The 16,042-nt window shown below is 65.9% G+C and carries 20 protein-coding genes; 13 read left to right on the top strand and 7 right to left on the bottom strand.

Annotation, left to right across the window (positions count from 1 at the left end):
* The first annotated feature begins 13 nt into the window (after positions 1-13).
* Genes GV044_RS17775 through GV044_RS17760 form a run of 4 tightly spaced genes read left to right on the top strand, consistent with a single transcriptional unit; the run spans position 14 to position 2,651 of the window.
* Positions 14-430 carry a secondary thiamine-phosphate synthase enzyme YjbQ gene (locus GV044_RS17775; protein WP_159873335.1) on the top strand — a complete coding sequence of 139 codons (417 nt, stop codon included), beginning with the start codon at positions 14-16 and terminating at the stop codon, positions 428-430.
* A gap of 12 nt (positions 431-442) precedes the next feature.
* Complete coding sequence (locus tag GV044_RS17770) at positions 443-1,057, top strand: carboxymuconolactone decarboxylase family protein (RefSeq protein WP_159873333.1); 615 nt, start codon at positions 443-445, stop codon at positions 1,055-1,057.
* Entirely contained in the window at positions 1,054-1,893 is an 840-nt protein-coding gene (locus tag GV044_RS17765) for a cytochrome b/b6 domain-containing protein (RefSeq protein WP_201299160.1), read from the top strand. The genes GV044_RS17770 and GV044_RS17765 overlap by 4 nt, the downstream gene beginning before the upstream one ends.
* Positions 1,890-2,651, top strand: coding sequence for a molybdopterin-dependent oxidoreductase (locus tag GV044_RS17760; protein ID WP_371741647.1), 762 nt, complete (start codon positions 1,890-1,892; stop codon positions 2,649-2,651). Before GV044_RS17765 ends, GV044_RS17760 begins: the two co-directional genes overlap by 4 nt.
* A gap of 39 nt (positions 2,652-2,690) precedes the next feature.
* Here the strand turns inward: GV044_RS17760 and wecC are convergent, their stop codons facing one another.
* Both wecC and wecB read right to left on the bottom strand, forming a co-directional pair.
* Positions 2,691-4,004 carry a UDP-N-acetyl-D-mannosamine dehydrogenase gene (gene wecC, locus GV044_RS17755; protein WP_159873329.1) on the bottom strand — a complete coding sequence of 438 codons (1,314 nt, stop codon included), beginning with the start codon at positions 4,002-4,004 and terminating at the stop codon, positions 2,691-2,693.
* Entirely contained in the window at positions 3,982-5,127 is a 1,146-nt protein-coding gene (gene wecB, locus GV044_RS17750; protein WP_159873327.1) for a non-hydrolyzing UDP-N-acetylglucosamine 2-epimerase, read from the bottom strand. The genes wecC and wecB overlap by 23 nt, the downstream gene beginning before the upstream one ends.
* Before the next feature lie 248 nt (positions 5,128-5,375).
* On the opposite strand from wecB, the gene GV044_RS17745 reads away from it, so the two are divergent.
* Genes GV044_RS17745 through dcd form a run of 3 tightly spaced genes read left to right on the top strand, consistent with a single transcriptional unit; the run spans position 5,376 to position 8,473 of the window.
* A complete protein-coding gene (locus GV044_RS17745; protein WP_159873325.1) occupies positions 5,376-7,412 on the top strand; it encodes a bifunctional diguanylate cyclase/phosphodiesterase in 2,037 nt (678 codons plus the stop codon).
* Positions 7,413-7,427: 15 nt separating this feature from the next.
* Entirely contained in the window at positions 7,428-7,868 is a 441-nt protein-coding gene (locus GV044_RS17740) for a BLUF domain-containing protein (RefSeq protein WP_159873323.1), read from the top strand.
* Between the two features lie 50 nt (positions 7,869-7,918).
* Positions 7,919-8,473 carry a dCTP deaminase gene (gene dcd / locus GV044_RS17735; protein WP_159873321.1) on the top strand — a complete coding sequence of 185 codons (555 nt, stop codon included), beginning with the start codon at positions 7,919-7,921 and terminating at the stop codon, positions 8,471-8,473.
* Positions 8,474-8,507: 34 nt separating this feature from the next.
* On the opposite strand, the gene GV044_RS17730 is transcribed toward dcd, so the two are convergent.
* Positions 8,508-8,951: a globin domain-containing protein gene (locus GV044_RS17730; RefSeq protein ID WP_159873319.1), complete on the bottom strand. Its 444-nt coding sequence runs from the start codon at positions 8,949-8,951 to the stop codon at positions 8,508-8,510.
* Between the two features lie 83 nt (positions 8,952-9,034).
* Between GV044_RS17730 and GV044_RS17725 the strand changes: the two genes are divergently transcribed.
* The 5 genes from GV044_RS17725 to GV044_RS17705 all read left to right on the top strand — a co-directional run bounded on the left by GV044_RS17725 (position 9,035) and on the right by GV044_RS17705 (position 11,963).
* Positions 9,035-9,457, top strand: a complete 423-nt coding sequence (locus GV044_RS17725) for an Rrf2 family transcriptional regulator (protein ID WP_159873317.1) — start codon at positions 9,035-9,037, stop codon at positions 9,455-9,457.
* 68 nt (positions 9,458-9,525) lie between these two features.
* Positions 9,526-10,092 carry a DoxX family protein gene (locus GV044_RS17720; RefSeq protein ID WP_159873315.1) on the top strand — a complete coding sequence of 189 codons (567 nt, stop codon included), beginning with the start codon at positions 9,526-9,528 and terminating at the stop codon, positions 10,090-10,092.
* A gap of 101 nt (positions 10,093-10,193) precedes the next feature.
* A complete protein-coding gene (locus GV044_RS17715; RefSeq protein WP_159873313.1) occupies positions 10,194-10,697 on the top strand; it encodes a nuclear transport factor 2 family protein in 504 nt (167 codons plus the stop codon).
* The gene (locus tag GV044_RS17710; protein WP_159873311.1) at positions 10,694-11,485 is read left to right on the top strand and encodes an SDR family NAD(P)-dependent oxidoreductase; all 792 of its coding nucleotides are present in this window, start codon (positions 10,694-10,696) and stop codon (positions 11,483-11,485) included. Before GV044_RS17715 ends, GV044_RS17710 begins: the two co-directional genes overlap by 4 nt.
* Before the next feature lie 10 nt (positions 11,486-11,495).
* Positions 11,496-11,963 carry a nuclear transport factor 2 family protein gene (locus GV044_RS17705; RefSeq protein WP_159873309.1) on the top strand — a complete coding sequence of 156 codons (468 nt, stop codon included), beginning with the start codon at positions 11,496-11,498 and terminating at the stop codon, positions 11,961-11,963.
* Between the two features lie 37 nt (positions 11,964-12,000).
* On the opposite strand, the gene GV044_RS17700 is transcribed toward GV044_RS17705, so the two are convergent.
* The gene (locus GV044_RS17700; RefSeq protein ID WP_159873307.1) at positions 12,001-12,390 is read right to left on the bottom strand and encodes a PilZ domain-containing protein; all 390 of its coding nucleotides are present in this window, start codon (positions 12,388-12,390) and stop codon (positions 12,001-12,003) included.
* A gap of 110 nt (positions 12,391-12,500) precedes the next feature.
* On the opposite strand from GV044_RS17700, the gene GV044_RS17695 reads away from it, so the two are divergent.
* A complete protein-coding gene (locus GV044_RS17695; protein ID WP_159873305.1) occupies positions 12,501-13,550 on the top strand; it encodes a dihydrodipicolinate reductase in 1,050 nt (349 codons plus the stop codon).
* A gap of 259 nt (positions 13,551-13,809) precedes the next feature.
* Here the strand turns inward: GV044_RS17695 and GV044_RS17690 are convergent, their stop codons facing one another.
* The 3 genes from GV044_RS17690 to GV044_RS17680 form a co-directional block, all read right to left on the bottom strand.
* Positions 13,810-14,046, bottom strand: coding sequence for a hypothetical protein (locus GV044_RS17690; protein WP_159873303.1), 237 nt, complete (start codon positions 14,044-14,046; stop codon positions 13,810-13,812).
* Positions 14,047-14,128: 82 nt separating this feature from the next.
* Entirely contained in the window at positions 14,129-15,325 is a 1,197-nt protein-coding gene (locus GV044_RS17685; RefSeq protein WP_159873301.1) for a tyrosine-type recombinase/integrase, read from the bottom strand.
* Positions 15,309-16,028: a hypothetical protein gene (locus GV044_RS17680; protein ID WP_159873299.1), complete on the bottom strand. Its 720-nt coding sequence runs from the start codon at positions 16,026-16,028 to the stop codon at positions 15,309-15,311. Before GV044_RS17680 ends, GV044_RS17685 begins: the two co-directional genes overlap by 17 nt.
* Positions 16,029-16,042: the final 14 nt, after the last annotated feature.

The following is a 16,042-nucleotide window of genomic DNA, read 5'->3' as shown; positions in this document are numbered from 1 at the left end:
TCAAACACACAGCATGCGACAGGCCAGTACAACCCTTGGCTTCGACACGCCCGGCCGCGGGCTGATCGATATCACCGCAGCGGTGGACGAGTGGCTGCGAGCGACCGGCGTCCAGGAAGGCGTGCTGACGCTGCTATGCCGGCATACCTCGGCCTCCTTGCTGATCCAGGAGAACGCCGCGCGCGAGGTGCGCAGCGACCTGATGGCCTGGCTCGAGCAGGTGGCGCCCGAAGGCGACCACTACCGCCACGACGATGAGGGGCCTGACGACATGCCCGCGCACTTGCGCGCGACGCTGACCGGCGTGACCCTGCAGATCCCGGTGCTGCGCGGCCGGATGCGGCTGGGCGCCTGGCAGGGCATCTACCTGGCCGAGCATCGCCGCCGTCCGCACCACCGGGAAGTAGCCGTCCACCTGATGGGCGAGTAAAAGGGAAAGAGCATGCCGATCGAATGGGACATCATCGAGCGCGAGCGCCACGTCGTTGGCGAGGCGCCCCGCATCGAACCGTTGGCGGACGATGCGCTGACGCAGACCGACATCGACCTTATCAATACGGTACGGGCGGGTGCCGGGGCCGGGCCGTACGTGGGCAGCGCGCCCGAGTACATGCGCACGATGCTGCGTCACCCGGAGCTGTTCCGCAGCCAGATGGACCTCGGCACCGTGCTCTACAACGGTGTGATCCCGCCGGTGCAGCGTGAACTCGCGATCCTACGCGTGGCGTGGCTCTGCGGCGCGCCCTACGAGTGGGGCCAGCACGTCGGCATTGCCAACCGTCTGGGCATCGGCGCCGAAGCGGTGGAGCGGGCGCGCCAGGGCTCGCAGGCCGATGGCTGGACCGAGCATGAGCGCGCGATCCTGGCCGGGGTGGAGGAGCTGATCGAGGACAAGGCGGTGTCGGACGCGACCTGGACCACGCTCGCCCGGTCATGGGACGAGGCGCAACTGATCGAATTCCCGATGCTGGTCGGCCAGTATGTCGCTACGGCGTACGTCCAGAACACGCTGCGATCGCGGCTCGAGGGCTGCGAAGAGGGGCTCTCGCGCCGGTGAGCGAGGCCGCCGATCCGCAGCCATTGGGGCCACAGGGCGGTGAGCTGGTGCGGCGCCACCGGCTCTCCACCCGCGTCTGGCACTGGGTGAACGCGGTGACGCTGCTGGTTTTGCTGATGAGCGGGCTGATGATCTTCAACGCCCACCCACGGCTCTATTGGGGCGAGTACGGCGCCAACCTGGATCATGCCTGGCTCGAGATCGGGCAGCAGGGCGGCGCCGGGTACTTGCGGATCGGTTCGTGGCAGGTAGCGACCGGCGGCGTGCTCGGGGCCTGGACCGATGCGGGCGGGATCGAGCGGCACCGCGCGTTCCCTTACTGGGCGACCCTGCCATCGAGCTACAGCCTGGCGGATGGGCGGATCTGGCACCTGGCCTTCGCCTGGGTGCTGGCCTTGGGCTTGCTGGTTTATCTGCTGCGTTCGTTGAAGAACGGGCATGTGCGCAGGGACCTTCACATCACCGCGCACGAGTGGCGGCCGGCGCATATCTGGCGCGACATCAAGGATCACGCGCGGCTGCGCTTTCCCACTGGAGCCGCGGCGCTGCGCTATAATGTGCTGCAAAAGATCGCCTATGCCGGCGTGCTGTTCGGGCTGATCCCGCTGATGATCCTGACCGGGCTCGGCATGTCGCCCGGCACCGATGCGTGGGCGCCGCTGGTGACGGAGATCTTCGGTGGTCGACAGTCGGCGCGGTCGGTGCACTTCCTGTGCGCCTGGGGGCTGGTGGCGTTCTTCGTGGTCCATGTGGCGATGGTACTGCTCGCCGGACCGATCAACGAAGTGCGCTCGATCGTCACCGGCTGGTACCGCCTGCCGCAGGAGCGGTCGTGAGCAAGCTGGTCCTCTCGCGCCGGACGCTGATCCGGACCGGAGCGCTGGGCGGCGGCTTGCTGCTGTCGGGTTGTGACAAACTTTACCAGCAGCCGGCGTTCCGCGGAGCTCTGGAGAGCGCTGAGGACTTGCACCGCATGACCCAGCGCGCGCTCGGCGGGCAGGCGCTGGCGCGCGAGTTCAGGCCGTCCGACATGTCGCCGGTGTTCCGTGCCAACGGCAGCACGCAAGGGGCTGGCGAGGCGTATAGGCAGCACCTGGCGCAGGGCTTCGCGCGCTGGGCGCTGCGTGTGGACGGCCTGGTGGAGCGGCCGCTCGACTTGCCGCTGACCGCGCTCAAGGCGCTGCCGCAACGGGTTCAGATCACGCGCCACGACTGCGTGGAGGGCTGGAGTGCGATCGGGCAGTGGCATGGGCCGCAGCTCAGCCACGTGCTGGACCTGGCGCGTGTGAGACCGTCGGCCCGCTACCTCGTGTTCCACTGTGCCGACATTTACGGCGGCGCGCCGTACTACGAATCAATCGACATGGTGGATGCTCGTCATCCGCAGACGATCCTGGCCTGGGGCATGAACGGGCGCCCGCTGGAGGAGGCGCATGGCGCGCCGATACGGCTGCGGGTCGAGCGGCAGCTGGGGTACAAGCACGCCAAGTTCGTCATGCGGATCGAGGCGCGCGATACCTTGGCGGGGGTGTATGGCGGCAGGGGCGGCTACTGGGAGGACCGGAGCGCCTACGCCTGGTATGCGGGCATATGAGGTAAGGGTCCTCTCCCCGCCGGGGAGAGGAGATGTCGATCATCCCGCCAGCCGCACAAGCTCCGGCTCTTCCGCCACGACCCGCGGCTGGTCCGGCCAGATCCCGCGGGTGTCGTAGACCAGCTTGCTCGCCCGCTCCGCCAGCGGCACGACGCGGAACACGTCGTGGTCGACCAGCACGATCAGGATGTCGCAAGTCTCCAGCGCCTCGTCGACGTCGATCTGCACCGCGCCGGTGTCGGTGAACTCGATCGGCAGTTCGCTCGCGTAGGGCTCGACGATGTGGACCCGCTCGCCGTATTTGCGTGCCAGGCGCGCGGCAACGAAGCGCGCCGGGCTTTCGCGGAAGTCGTCGATGTTGGCCTTGAACGCCAGGCCGAGGCAGGCGATCTTCGCGCCCGGGTGCGCGGCGACCAGCTCGTCCGCCTTGGCGATGACGTGGTGCATCTTGCCGTCGTTGACGCCGCGCGCTGTGCGGATCAGCGGCGTCTCCTTGGGCGCACCGTGCACGATGAACCAGGGATCGACGGCGATGCAGTGCCCACCGACGCCGGGGCCGGGCGAGAGGATGTTCACGCGCGGGTGGCGGTTCGCCAGGCGGATCACCTCCCAAACGTCGAGCCCCATGCGGTCCGACACCATCGACAGCTCGTTGGCGAAGGCGATGTTGACGTCGCGGTAGGCGTTCTCGACCAGTTTGGTCATCTCGGCCGAGCGAGCGTCGGTGACGACGCACTCGCCGCGCACGAACCGCTTGTAGAAGGCCAGCGCCTTGCGGGCGCAACGCGGGGTGATGCCGCCGATTGAGCGGTCGTTGTTGGTCAGCTCTTCCAGGATGCGCCCGGGCAGCACGCGCTCGGGGCAATAGGCAATCGAGATGTCGGGCGTCTCGCGCGTGCAGCCCGGCACCTTCAGGTCGGGACGCATCTGGGCGATCATGTCCCGCAGCTGCTCGGTGGTGCCGACCGGCGAAGTCGATTCGAGGATCACCACGTCACCTGCCTTCAGCACCGGTGCGATCGTCTTGCCCGCGGCCAGCACGTAGGAGATGTCAGGCACGTGATCGCCGGACTCGTCCTTGCCGAAGGGCGTCGGCACCGCGATCACGAACACGTCGGCCGGCGCGACCGTGATCGAGGCCGAGAGCAGTCCGCGCGCGACGACACCATGAACCAGGCCATCCAAGTCGACTTCCTCGATATGGATCTCGCCGCGGTTGATGGTGTCGACCACCCGCTGCGAGACGTCGAGGCCGAGCACCTTGCAGCCGGCGCGCGCGATCACCGCCGCAGTGGGAAGTCCGATATACCCCAGGCCGACGACGCAGACGTCAGGCTTCGAATCCGATTTCATTGGCGAGCAGCTCCACGATGCGGGCCGAGCTGTGCCCATCCCCGAACGGGTTGTGGGCGCGCGCCATGGCCTCGTAGGCTTCCGTATCGTCGAGCAGGGTTGAAATTTCGGTAACGATGGTGGCGGCATCGGTGCCGACCAGCTTGGCGGTGCCGGCCTCGACGCCTTCTGGCCGCTCGGTGGTCTCGCGCATGACGAGCACTGGCTTGCCGAGTGCGGGCGCTTCCTCCTGCACGCCGCCGCTGTCGGTCAGCATGATCTCGGCGATGTTGATGAGGCGGGCGAAGTGCGGATAGTCCAGCGGCTCGATCAGCGCGACATTGTCGAGCCCGACGAGCGCGCTGTTCATCACGCGGCGCACGTTGGGGTTGAGGTGCACGGGGAAGATCACCGCCACGTCCGGCTTCGCGGCGATCTCGCGGATGGCGCGGGCGATCCCGTCCATGCCCTCGCCGAAGTTCTCGCGACGGTGGCTGGTGACGCCGATGATCCGCCGCTGCGCGAATCGCGCCTCCAGCTCGGCCAGGCCACCTGCAAGCGACGGCTCGGCCTCGATCTTCGCCGAAACCCAGTGCAGCGCGTCGATCACGGTGTTGCCGGTGACATGGACCCGCGCCGGATCGGCATTCTCCCTCAACAATGCCGCGGCGGCGGTCGCCGTCGGCGCGAAGTGGAGGCTCGCCATCGAACCGATGATCTTGCGGTTCACCTCCTCGGGCCAGGGGTGATAGATGTTGTAGCTGCGCAGGCCCGCCTCGACATGGTCGACCGGCAGCTTGCGATAATACGCCGCGAGCGCGCCAGCCATCGCCGTGGCGGTATCGCCCTGCACGATCACGCGGGCCGGCTGAACCTGGTCCATGACCTTGCCCAGACCTGTCAGCAGATTGGCCGTCAGCGCGTCGAGCGTCTGGTCGGGCTGCATAACGTCAAGGTCATGGTCGGGCACGATGCCGGCAATCTCCAGCACCTGGTCGAGCATCTGCCGGTGCTGTGCCGACACACACACCACGCACTCGAACCGCGGGTCCGCCTTGAGCGCGTGGATCACCGGGAAGAGCTTGATGGCTTCGGGACGGGTGCCGAAGACGACGAGGATGCGCGAGGCGGTGCTGCTGGTCATAAGGGCGCGATACCAGCGCTATGTTAAGCATGAAATAACCTGGCCCCGGAACCGAGATCCCAGAGGCCGTGTTCGCGAGTACGCTCGTAACGGCGCTCAGGACTGATCTTTAAGGCTTTGCACCCAGGGGCAATTCCTCCGGATTGGCGCTGAAAATGACTGCTTTTTACAGTTAAGGAAAGTTTTCTTAAGGGGTCTCGGGCGATGAGCCATCCACGGGCTTCGAGCTCGTGATCTCGGAGCCTTGCATGCGCGTTCTCACCTGCCTTCTCTACGAGCACGATTTGTGGATCGTGCTCCTTGCGGCGCTGATGTGTCTGACGGGCTCGATCGTAGCAGTGACGCTGTTCCGCCGCACCTTGGCCGAAAGCGGAACTGCGCGGTTCCATTGGTGCTTTCTCTCGGCCGTGACCGCCGGCGCGGCGACATGGGCCACGCACTTCATCGCCATGCTGGGCTACAAGTCGGGCGTGCCGATCGACTTGGACGGACCACTGACCATCGCCTCGGCGCTGATCGCGGTGGGCGGCATCGCCATCGGGCTGCTGCTCGCGACCGCAAAGGACCGTGCATTCTCGGTGGTGATCGGCGGCGGCGCGATCGGCCTGTCGATCGCGGCGATGCACTACGTCGGCATGTTCGCCTACCGGGCAGAGGGCATCGTCGAGTGGCGGCCGATCTACGTGATCGCCTCGTTGTTCGTCGCCGCCGGCCTGACCATGGCGCTGATCTACCGCCTGCGTCGCTCGCGCCCCGCCGACCGGCTGGTGCCCACGGCCATGCTCGTGATCGCGATCGTCGGCCTCCACTTCACCGGCATGGCGGCATTCTCGGTGGCGCCGATCCCGGGCGTGTCGGCCGGAGCCGATAGCGAGGCCTTCACCGCCGTCGCGCTGGCGATTGCTATGGTGGCGCTGCTCATCGTCGGTACCGGCATCTCCACTTACTTGCTGGAGAGCCGCACCCAGTCCGAATCGCGAGACCAGCTGGCGCATATCGCCATGCATGATGCGCTGACCGGCCTTGCCAACCGACACAGCTTCTCGCTGACGCTGGAAAGCGAGTGCGGCAAGCTGGAGCGCTACGGCCGCCCATTCGCGCTGCTGATGCTCGATCTCGACCGCTTCAAGCCCGTCAATGACACTCTGGGCCATCCGGTGGGCGACCTGGTGCTGCAGCGGGTGGCGAACCGCCTGCGCCAGGCGGTTCGGGAAGGCGACATGGTCGCGCGCATCGGCGGCGACGAATTCGCGATCGTCGCGTTCGGCATCGCCGACGCCGAGCAGGCCTCCGCGCTCGCCGCGCGCGTGGTCGAGATCATGTCGCGGCCGTTCATCGTCGGTGGCAGCGTCGCGGAGCTGGGCGCAAGCCTCGGTATCGCGCTCGCGCCCGATCATGGCGGCGAAAGCGAGCAGCTGGTCCAGCATGCCGACGTCGCTCTCTATTCGGCTAAGCGCGCCGGCAAGGACCGCTTCTGCCTGTTTGAGACAGAGATGATGGACGCGATGCAGCGCCGCCGCTTCCTGGAGGTCGACTTGCGCCGCGCCTGCATGCGCGACGAGTTCGAGGTGTTCTACCAGCCGGTCATCGACTCCAAGACCGGGATCGTCACCGGCGCCGAGGCGCTGCTGCGCTGGCATTGCGAGGGCCGGGGCGATGTCTCGCCGGCGGAGTTCATCCCGATCGCGGAGGAGCTGGGGCTCGTCTCGCGCATCGGCGCCAACGTCCTGCAGCAGGCTTGCCACGATGCGACCACCTGGCCCGAGGAGCTCGACGTCGCAGTGAACGTGTCGCCGGTTCAACTGCTCGACCCGCGGCTGCCGCAGATCGTGGCGCAGGCGCTGCTCGATTCCGGCTTGCGCTCCGACCGGCTGGAGCTGGAGATCACCGAGACCGCGCTGCTGGGCGACGACGAGGCGGCGCTGCGCACGCTCAACCACTTGCGCGACCTGGGCGTCCGCATCTCGCTGGACGACTTCGGCACCGGCTATTCCTCGCTGAGCTACCTGCATCGCTTTCCGATCAGCCGGATCAAGATCGATCGTTCGTTCATCCGCAAGCTGCCGGAGGATCCCGGCAGTGCCTCGATCGTGCGCGCCATCGCCCAGCTGGGCGAAAGCCTGGACATGAAGGTCACCGCCGAGGGCATCGAAACCAGCGAGCAGCTGTCCTTCATCGCCGAGCATGGCTGCGACCACGTGCAGGGCTTCCTTATCAGCCGGCCGATCCGCGTCGGCGACTTCCTCGCGCTCGTGAAGGCGCGCACCGCGTCGATCGCGGCGTAGTCGGGAGCACTCATCATGCCGTTAAGCCGTCTTCTCTACGTCAGCCGCTGCGCAATGCGCCAGACCGGGCCCGAGCGCGACGCGGTGGTGCGCGAACTGGCCGACCGATCGGCCGTTCGCAATGCCGGATCAGGCCTCACCGGCAGCCTGCTGCATGTCGGTGACCACTTCGTGCAGGTCCTCGAAGGGCCGATCGGTGCCATCGAGCGAACGTTTGAAGCCATCTGCTGCGACTTTCGCCATGACGAGGTCAAGCTGATCGACCTGGTCCCGGTGCGCGAGCGCATATTCTCGCAATGGAGCATGGCGCTGCTGGGCGGCGGCACGAGCACTGCCCTCAAGCTGCGCGACGATCTGGAGGAAGTGCACTTTCTGGTCGGCATCAATGCCCGCGAGGCCGTCTCGCAGATGCGCCGACTGCTCGATCATGGCGCCGTGGAAGCGGAGCCGGTCTAGAGCGCAAGCTTTCGCTTGCCGAGCCGCTGCGGTTCGGGAATGTGCCCGGCATGGCAATTCAAAGCGACAAGTGGATCCGCGAGCAGGCACGCTCCCACGGTATGATCGAGCCCTTCGTCGAGGCGCAGCGGCGTGACGGGTGCATCTCGTACGGCCTCTCGTCCTACGGCTACGACGCTCGTGTCGCGGACGAGTTCAAGATTTTCACCAACGTCGATTCGGCCGTAGTCGATCCCAAGAACTTCGCGGCCAACTCGTTCGTCGACCGCAAGACCGACTGCTGCGTGATCCCGCCCAATTCCTTCGCGCTGGCGCGCACGGTCGAATACTTCCGCGTGCCGCGCGACGTGCTGGTGATCTGCTTGGGCAAGTCGACTTATGCGCGCTGCGGGATCATCGTCAACGTGACGCCGCTGGAGCCGGGCTGGGAAGGGCACGTCACGCTCGAATTCTCGAACACCACGCCACTGCCGGCCAAGGTCTACGCCAACGAGGGCGCGTGTCAGTTCCTGTTCCTGCAGGGCAACGAACCGTGTGAGGTCAGCTACGCCGACCGTGCGGGCAAGTACATGGGCCAGCTCGGGGTGACCCTCCCGAAGCTGTGAAACCCTCCTCTCCCCAGCGGGGAGAGGACGAACATCACGCCGCTTTCGCGTACTCCTCGCGCTCGGCGGCGATAAGAATGTCAGCCAGCATCCAGTAAGCCTCGCCCCAGGCGGCGAGCACTTCGTCGGTTGCCACCTCGGCGCCCAGCACTTCGCGCACTGCCGGCAACAGCGCCTCGGCGACGAGCGGATAATGCTCGGCCTTCACGCCCGTCTGCACATGGCGCGCGACCATGCGCTGCACCGCCGGGCCCAGGTTCTGCAGCTTGTCGATGTTCTTGGCGTAAGCGAGGATCGCCGCCGCCAGCCGCTTGGGCTGTTCGCCGCTGTCCTGCGCAGCGCGGTCGAACATGGCAGCAACCTCTGCGTTGTCGAACAGGCGGCGGTACATGGCGGTGGTGATGGCAAGGCCATGCTGCTCGATGGCGGGCGCGGTGGCTTTGACGATGGCGATCGCTTCGGGGCTGGCAGTGCGCATGAGGTCCTCCTGAATACTGGTACTCTAAATACCGGTATTATCTTTGCTTGATTTCCGCAAGCGCAGATTTCACTTGGGTCGACATGCAGCTGACCCAGCACACCGACTACGGCCTGCGCCTCCTGATCGTCCTGGCGCGTGCCGACGGGGGCCCTGTGGCGCTGACCGAGTTCGCGGCCGAGCACCGCCTTTCCTACCATCACGTCGCCAAGGTGGCGCAGAAGCTGGTGCGCGAAGGCTTCATCGTCAGCCATCGTGGGCGCAGCGGAGGGGTATCGCTGGCTCGATCGGCGGACGCGATCACGGTCGGCGAAGTCGTCCGCGCGCTGGAAAAGGGCATGCGGCTGGCGGACTGCAGCGGCTGCGTGCTGGCCAGCAACTGCGGCACCAGCCCGCTGCTCGCCCGTGCCCTGGCTGCGTTCATGGCAGTGCTCGATGGCGAGACCCTGGCGCAGGCGGCAAAGCCCGGCCTGACCCACGCACCCTGGATGCTCGCCGCGGTTTAGCCGCGCCGGGAACAAACCTGCCGCACGGCGCTTCATTCCACGCAACCTCAGCAGGGAAGAGGCAGGCCATGTCGAAGATTGCCGCCATCATCGGACGTGTGCTGATCGGGCTCCTTTTCATCGTCAGCGGTATCACCAAGCTGACCAGCATCGGTGCGACCGCGACCATGCTGGGTGGCTACGGCCTTCCTCCGGGCTTCGCAGTGCCGGTCGCCCTGTTCGAGCTGGTCGCCGGACTGTGCCTTGCGGCCGGCTTCGCGGTCAGGCTGGTGGCCGTACTGCTGGCCGTGTTCACGGCCGGCACCATCTTGTTCGCGCACAACCGCTTCACTGACCCGGCGCAGGCTGCGCAGGCGCTGAAGAACCTGGCGATCATCGGCGGCCTGGCGCTCGCGTTCGCGCACAGTCAGATGTGGAGCCATTACTACACCCTGCGCACGACCCGCCGCAGCGAGACAGCGACGCTGGACGCCGAGCGCCGCGTCCATGAGGCCGAACTGCGCGCCGCCCGGGCCGAGGCGACCGCCGAAGCGGTGCGCACCACTGCGCCTGCGGGCACGCACTATGTCGATACCGACCATGACGGTCTCGCCGACACCCGCGTGCGCCGCCGCAACCGCTGGTTCGACTGGTAGGCGCCGGATCTGCTCCGCTGCCCGCCCCCAAGCGGGAACTTGCCCTCCGGCCGCGTCTGCGCTGAACTGGTGTTCAACAGACAAGAACAGTCGGAGAGACCATGACCGAAGGCTCGATCGAGCAGCGGCTCGCTGCCCTTGAGGCGCGGTGTCGCAAGGCGGAGGATCACCTGGAGATCCTCAACCTGCTGAACACCTATGGTCCCTTGGTCGACAGTGCCACCGCCCGCCCCGCCGGCGAGCTGTGGGTCGAAGGCGGCGGCTACAACTTCACGCTTCCCGACGGCGGCACCAAGCGCCTCGAGGCACCCGACGAGATCGCCGGCATGTACCACTGGGACGGCCACCTCGAACTGGTGAACACCGGCTGCGCGCACCTGACTGCCACGCCCAAGATCAGCGTGAAGGGCGACGAGGCTCAGGCGGTTGGCTATTCGGTGGTGATTCTCAAGGAAGATGACCGCTGGTTCCTGTGGCGCGCGGCGGTGAACCATTGGACGCTGCGGCGCACCGATCATGGCTGGCGGATCGTTGAGCGCTTCAACCGGGCGCTGGACGGCTCGCCGGAGAGCCACGAAACCATGCGCAAAGTAGCGGCGATATGAGCGCCCACACCGGACGGCGCTTTGCAGGCAAGGTCGCCATCATCACCGGCGCCAGCACCGGGCTGGGACCGGTCATGGCCCGGATGATGGCAGCGGAAGGCGCGAAGCTGGTGCTGGCGGCCCGGCGCCTGGCACTGGTCGAGGAAGCCGTGACGACCATCGGCGAGCAAGCCGTCGCCGTGCGCGCCGACGTCACCGACGAGGGCGACGTGGCGGCCATGGTCGAGGCGGCGATGAGCCGCTGGGGCCAGGTCGACGTGATGATGAACAACGCCGCGGTCCCGGGCACCGACAAGTACATCTGGGAACAGACGGTCGACAACTTCCTCGACACCTACAAGGTCGATTGCATGGCCGCGATGCTATGCAGCCGTGAAGTGCTCAACCGCTCGATGCTGGAGCGGCGGACCGGATCGATCGTCAATTTCTCGTCCAGCGCCGGCTGGGAGGGCATGGTGAGGAAGAGCCACTATTCCGCCGCGAAGGGCGCACTGCGCATCCTGACCAAGACGATCGCACGCGAAGTGGGCGAATACGGCATCCGCTGCAACTGCGTGGTGCCCGGCGCGATCGGCACCGACCTGATGGTCAACTACATGAAGCGCGTCGCCACCGAGCAGGGGCGCAGCCTGGAAGAGATCGAAGCGGGCATCGTTGCGCCGCTGCCGCTCAAGACATTTTCCACGCCCGAGGATGTCGCGCGCATGGCGCTATTCCTCGCCTCCGACGATGCGCGTACGGTAACGGGCCAGTCGATCAACGTCGATGCGGGGCTGGTGATGTCGTGAGGTGCGTTGCGTGACGGTCGATGAACTGCTCGCCCGCGAGGCGATCCGCGACCTGATGGCGCGCTACACCACGTCGGGCGATCGACTGCGGATCGGCGAATTCGTCGAGTGCTTCACCCCCAACGGCGTGATCGAGAGCGAGCATGTGCCCGAGGATCGCGCGTTCCGCTACGAAGGCCACCAGGCCATCCGCGAGTGGCAGGAGCGCTGGCTGCTGAGGGAAGGCGCGACGCACGGGGCTACCTTCGTGCGCCATCACCTCTCGACCTCCCGCATCGAAATCACTGGGCACCACTCGGCGCAGGCACGGACCTACTGGGTTGCCTGGACCGACATCGGACCCGACCACGCCGGCTATTATCTCGACCGCTTTGCCAAGGTCGACGGCGCCTGGCTGATCGCGCACCGCCGTGTGAGGATGGACTGGGAGGCGGAAGGCAGCCTGTTCAAGTCGGCCATTGGCAACTCCAAGCCTTGAGCGTCGCCGTGGCGCGATCAGGCGGCATCAATCACCCTCAAAGGCGCACGTTGCCTTTCACGAACGACTGCGCCGAGCGCCGCGTCAGTTCACGCTCGGCCGGCAGGCGTTCGGTCGCGTCGAGCTGGCGAGTGGCGACCAGCACCGCCTGCGCCAGCGGGTCGGCCAGCGCGATGCCGCAATGGCGCTGGCCGCTCCAAACCACGTCGCCGAACGCCTCGAAGCCGTTCCACAGCACCATGACCTCGTCGCCGATGCGCAGCGGCTCGCTCAAAGCCACTTGTGCGCCGCGCGTCGACAAGTCGGTGAGCACCGCGTGCTGCGTGCCGGCGCGGCTCACCAGCCGCGCGGCAAGCCGCACCCGCAGCCGTGCGCTGGCACGCCGGCCCGGTGGGTTGTGAAGCGAGGATGGCGGAGTGCGGACCATGGCGACGCTTCTAGTCGGCGCCGCCTACCCTGCTGCTTCCGCCCGCATAGGTAAGCCAACGGGGGACTGTGAACGGCCCAAGCCGCCAGCAAGAACAAAGGAGAACCAGGATGAGCCGATATCGCGTGGCACAATGGGGAACGGGCAACGTCGGCCTGCAGGCACTGCGCGCAATACTGGACCATCCGGCGATGGAGCTGGTGGCGGTGCGCGTCTTCTCGCCCGCGAAGATCGGCCGCGATGCCCGTGAGTTGACGGGCAGCGATCCCCTCGGCGCCGGGTCGACAGGCATTGTCGCCACCGGCTCGATCGAGGACGTGATCGCCGCCAGGCCGCACTGTGTCATCTACCTGCCCGACCAGCCGGACGTGGACGACATGTGCCGCCTGTTGGAGGCAGGCGCGAACCTCGTCACCGCCTGCATCGGCTTCAACCAGCGCGCCTCGCTCGACCCACAAGTCCTCGGGCGACTGGAGGCGGCGTGCGCGGCGGGCAGCAGCTCGCTCTACTCCACGGGCTCGAGCCCGGGCTGGTCGACCGAGGTGATGCCGCTGACTCTGATGATGATGCAGCGCCGATTTGAAAGCCTGACCATCACCGACTACGCCGACATGGCGGAGCGCGATTCGCCGATCATGCTCGAGCGGCTCGGCTTCGGCGCGCAGGTGGAGGATATGGACCCGAACCGCCAGCCGGTCACGGTGCAGAGCACCACCTCCAGCTTCAACGCGCTGGCCGCCGCGATCGGCCTGCCGCTCGAAGAAGTGGTCGGCTCGGTCGAGTATGCGCTCGCCCGCAAGCGTGAGGTGATCGCCGCCGGGGTAATCGAGGCGGGCACGATCGGCGCCATTCGCATGGGCGTATTCGGCGTGCGCGGCGACAAGCGGATCCTGCGCCGCTACTCGACCTGGTACGTCACGCGTGACCTCGATCCGGCCTGGGAGCTGCGCGAGTCAGGCTGGAGCATGCAGGTGAAGGGCGACACCTCGCTCGACGTGACGATCGCCTTCGATGTCGCGCCCGAAGACTACGCTGCCTACTCGCCTGGGCTGACCGCGCACCCGGTGATCAACGCCGCCTGCCACGTCATAGAGGCGCAGCCCGGCGTACTGGAGACGCGCGACCTGCCGATGCTGACGCCGCAGCTAATCGAGAGCTGAGGGCCGCAATTGCATGCCCGAGTAATGAAAAGTCAGGTGAGGCGGCGCGGATCGCATCCGTCATGCCGGAAGTTGGAGGCCCGAGCCGGAATCGAACCGGCGTGCAAGGATTTGCAGTCTTAGGCGTAGGCCGCAGAATTCCTAGGGTTTTCGGGGCCGTGTTGCATCCGTGTTGCATGTGTGTTTCGAAGGAGAACGCTGCAAGTTTGGCGGCGCCACATACCCCACCCGTCGGAGCCATTTAGCTGATCGAAATCACTCAGTCGTCCAGGCCGTCGCCCAAGGAGCCTAGAGCTCGCGCAATCACGGACGCGCCGTAATCAAGAGCCGCAGTGGTCATGAAACCCGCGATCAGTTCGGGGTGTTGCTCGGCATAGCCTTGCCCAAGGCTGTGATCGATGCTGCCGATCGCATCTTGAAGGTATTGCTCGGCCGTCTTCGAGGCTTGCCTCAGCAATGTTTCATTATTCGCAAGGATTCGGTTGACCATTTCCATGTCTCCTTTTGCCGCTCACGGGCGCAAGCGCTGCCTCAAAGGTCGCATCCTCTAAGCACAGCGTAACTTCGTATTCGCGCGGCTATGCCGCCGATCCACCTGCGCCCAGCACACCAGCCTCAAGCGCTGCCATCACCGCCGCGTCCTCTTCCTGCGCAGCGAACAAGTGCCCATAAACGTCGAAGGTGAGCGCGATCGAGGCGTGACCCATCCACGCTTGCACCCGCTTGGGGGCGACCTTCTGCTCGATCCAGAGCGAAGCCGCGGCATGGCGGAAGTCGTGCAGGCTGTAGAGCCCTTCACGTACGGTCTGTCCTTGCTCATCCTTCACCGGCTTGCCGTCGACCAGCTTGGGACGGCTGATGCCGGCTGCCAGCTGCAGCGGTTCCTGAAAGCTCAGCACCAGGTTGTTGTGAAAGATGGGCGTGCCCGCCGCGCTGGGGAACACGAGATCAAGCCTGGAGGCCGGGCAGCGTAGCTTCCACCGCTTCAGCTCGCTTACGACGCTGACCGGCACCGGGATCGTCCGGAAGCCTGATGCGGATTTTGGCGGGCCAATCAGGTTGGCCGGGTCCGCGCGGCGGTCGACGGTGATTGTGCCTCGCTTCAGATCCACGTTCGACCAGGTCAGAGCCCGGATCTCAGATGCTCGCAGCCCGGCGAACAGAAGCACCAAGAGAAGCGGCTTGTCGATCGGCCGCGCTGTCTCAGCACCGGCAGCTTCGATGAGGGCGCGCATGTGCTCCTTGGTGGGTGGCACGACCTTCGCCTTGTCGCGTCCGGACCGCTTTACGGTGATGCCGTGGGCGACGTTCTGGCCGACGTACCCGACGCGCTGAGCCTCTTTCAGCAAGGACGATAGCGAGCGGAGGACCTTTGCCGCCATGATGCGGGAATGGCCGCCATCGAGCAGTTGATCACGATACTCCTCGACCATCGGTTTGGTGAGTTGGTTGAGCCGCTTAGCACCCAGAAGGGGATTGATGTGCAGCCGGAGGTGCTCGCGGTAGGACTTGATGGTCGACGGCTCCAATGCCTCACGTTCGGCTCGCTCGATCCAATTCTGGCCTGCCTTCTCGACGGTTATGCTCTGCGAGTCGGCTGTGTGCGTTCCCTGACTGACTTCCCAGCTTGCCTTGGTGACGAACGCATCGGCGTCCTTCTTGCGCGCGAACTGCTTAGCCCGGCGCTTGCCTGCCTGGTCGCGGTAGTCGACGAGCCATGCTTGCTTCTGTGTGCCGTCTGAGGCGGTCCAGGTGCGCTTACGAATGGCGGCCATTGCTTGTCTCGATCAGTTCTGTAAGCGCGAGCTTGTAAGCTTCGCTTTTTAGGCCATGACGGCGGGCCTCTTTCAAGCGAGCGATCGCGTAATCGACATTACCGTACTCAAGCTCGTCAACTTCCCTCGTCCAAGATGAGAGCGCGGCGAGATATCCCACCGGCAGTGCCGCGTCGAATGCGGCTAACATCGACGTTACGTTGACCATTGATAATCGAGGGGACGTGCCAGGCTCGAATAGCCGGAGGTACTCGGCGATGACGTCGGCTCCGCCGTAGAAGAAGCTTTCTGCGTCAACTGACACGCTATCATCCGGCCGGTTTGTCAGCGGCGACAGAGCGTTGGGATCGAAATAGATGAACATCTGCAGCGGCGCTCCGGCGGAGCTACCCAGGCTTGCTAACGTGTCAGTCGCCATTCGGGCAGCCATCGTCGTTTCAAAGCGATTCCATGACAGAACAGTCGTTGCTCGGTCTGGCGGCAAACCAAGCTGGGTGAGTTCCACAGCCAACGCCATCTCGTAAGCCTGCGCGGGCGTGTATTGCGCAGCTCGGCCCTTTACCGCCTCAAATTCGGGCGGGAACGCTAAACGGTGAAAGTTCTTCAAGCGCGCTTGGAACGCCGTACGCTTTGAAGCCGCGACATCGTGCATCTCCGCCAGTGCAGCTTCCAGCTCCCCAAAGGTGACACTCCAAACGCGCATTCACCACCTGTGAA

It is taken from the genome of Novosphingobium sp. 9U (assembly GCF_902506425.1).
Lineage (GTDB): Bacteria > Pseudomonadota > Alphaproteobacteria > Sphingomonadales > Sphingomonadaceae > Novosphingobium.
The sequence above is the reverse complement of the archived record's forward strand: the minus strand, read 5'-3'. Positions and strand labels throughout refer to the sequence as shown.

Bases quoted from the DNA above. Each gene is read 5' to 3' on its own strand.
- GV044_RS17695 (WP_159873305.1), top strand. From the start codon at position 12,501: ATGAGCCGATATCGCGTGGCACAATGGGGAACGGGCAACGTCGGCCTG.
- wecC (WP_159873329.1), bottom strand. From the start codon at position 4,004: ATGAAATCGGATTCGAAGCCTGACGTCTGCGTCGTCGGCCTGGGGTAT.
- GV044_RS17710 (WP_159873311.1), top strand. From the start codon at position 10,694: ATGAGCGCCCACACCGGACGGCGCTTTGCAGGCAAGGTCGCCATCATC.
- GV044_RS17690 (WP_159873303.1), bottom strand. From the start codon at position 14,046: ATGGAAATGGTCAACCGAATCCTTGCGAATAATGAAACATTGCTGAGG.
- GV044_RS17685 (WP_159873301.1), bottom strand. From the start codon at position 15,325: ATGGCCGCCATTCGTAAGCGCACCTGGACCGCCTCAGACGGCACACAG.
- dcd (WP_159873321.1), top strand. From the start codon at position 7,919: ATGGCAATTCAAAGCGACAAGTGGATCCGCGAGCAGGCACGCTCCCAC.
- GV044_RS17725 (WP_159873317.1), top strand. From the start codon at position 9,035: ATGCAGCTGACCCAGCACACCGACTACGGCCTGCGCCTCCTGATCGTC.
- wecB (WP_159873327.1), bottom strand. From the start codon at position 5,127: ATGACCAGCAGCACCGCCTCGCGCATCCTCGTCGTCTTCGGCACCCGT.
- GV044_RS17740 (WP_159873323.1), top strand. From the start codon at position 7,428: ATGCCGTTAAGCCGTCTTCTCTACGTCAGCCGCTGCGCAATGCGCCAG.
- GV044_RS17730 (WP_159873319.1), bottom strand. From the start codon at position 8,951: ATGCGCACTGCCAGCCCCGAAGCGATCGCCATCGTCAAAGCCACCGCG.
- GV044_RS17680 (WP_159873299.1), bottom strand. From the start codon at position 16,028: ATGCGCGTTTGGAGTGTCACCTTTGGGGAGCTGGAAGCTGCACTGGCG.
- GV044_RS17745 (WP_159873325.1), top strand. From the start codon at position 5,376: ATGCGCGTTCTCACCTGCCTTCTCTACGAGCACGATTTGTGGATCGTG.
- GV044_RS17715 (WP_159873313.1), top strand. From the start codon at position 10,194: ATGACCGAAGGCTCGATCGAGCAGCGGCTCGCTGCCCTTGAGGCGCGG.
- GV044_RS17770 (WP_159873333.1), top strand. From the start codon at position 443: ATGCCGATCGAATGGGACATCATCGAGCGCGAGCGCCACGTCGTTGGC.
- GV044_RS17720 (WP_159873315.1), top strand. From the start codon at position 9,526: ATGTCGAAGATTGCCGCCATCATCGGACGTGTGCTGATCGGGCTCCTT.
- GV044_RS17700 (WP_159873307.1), bottom strand. From the start codon at position 12,390: ATGGTCCGCACTCCGCCATCCTCGCTTCACAACCCACCGGGCCGGCGT.
- GV044_RS17775 (WP_159873335.1), top strand. From the start codon at position 14: ATGCGACAGGCCAGTACAACCCTTGGCTTCGACACGCCCGGCCGCGGG.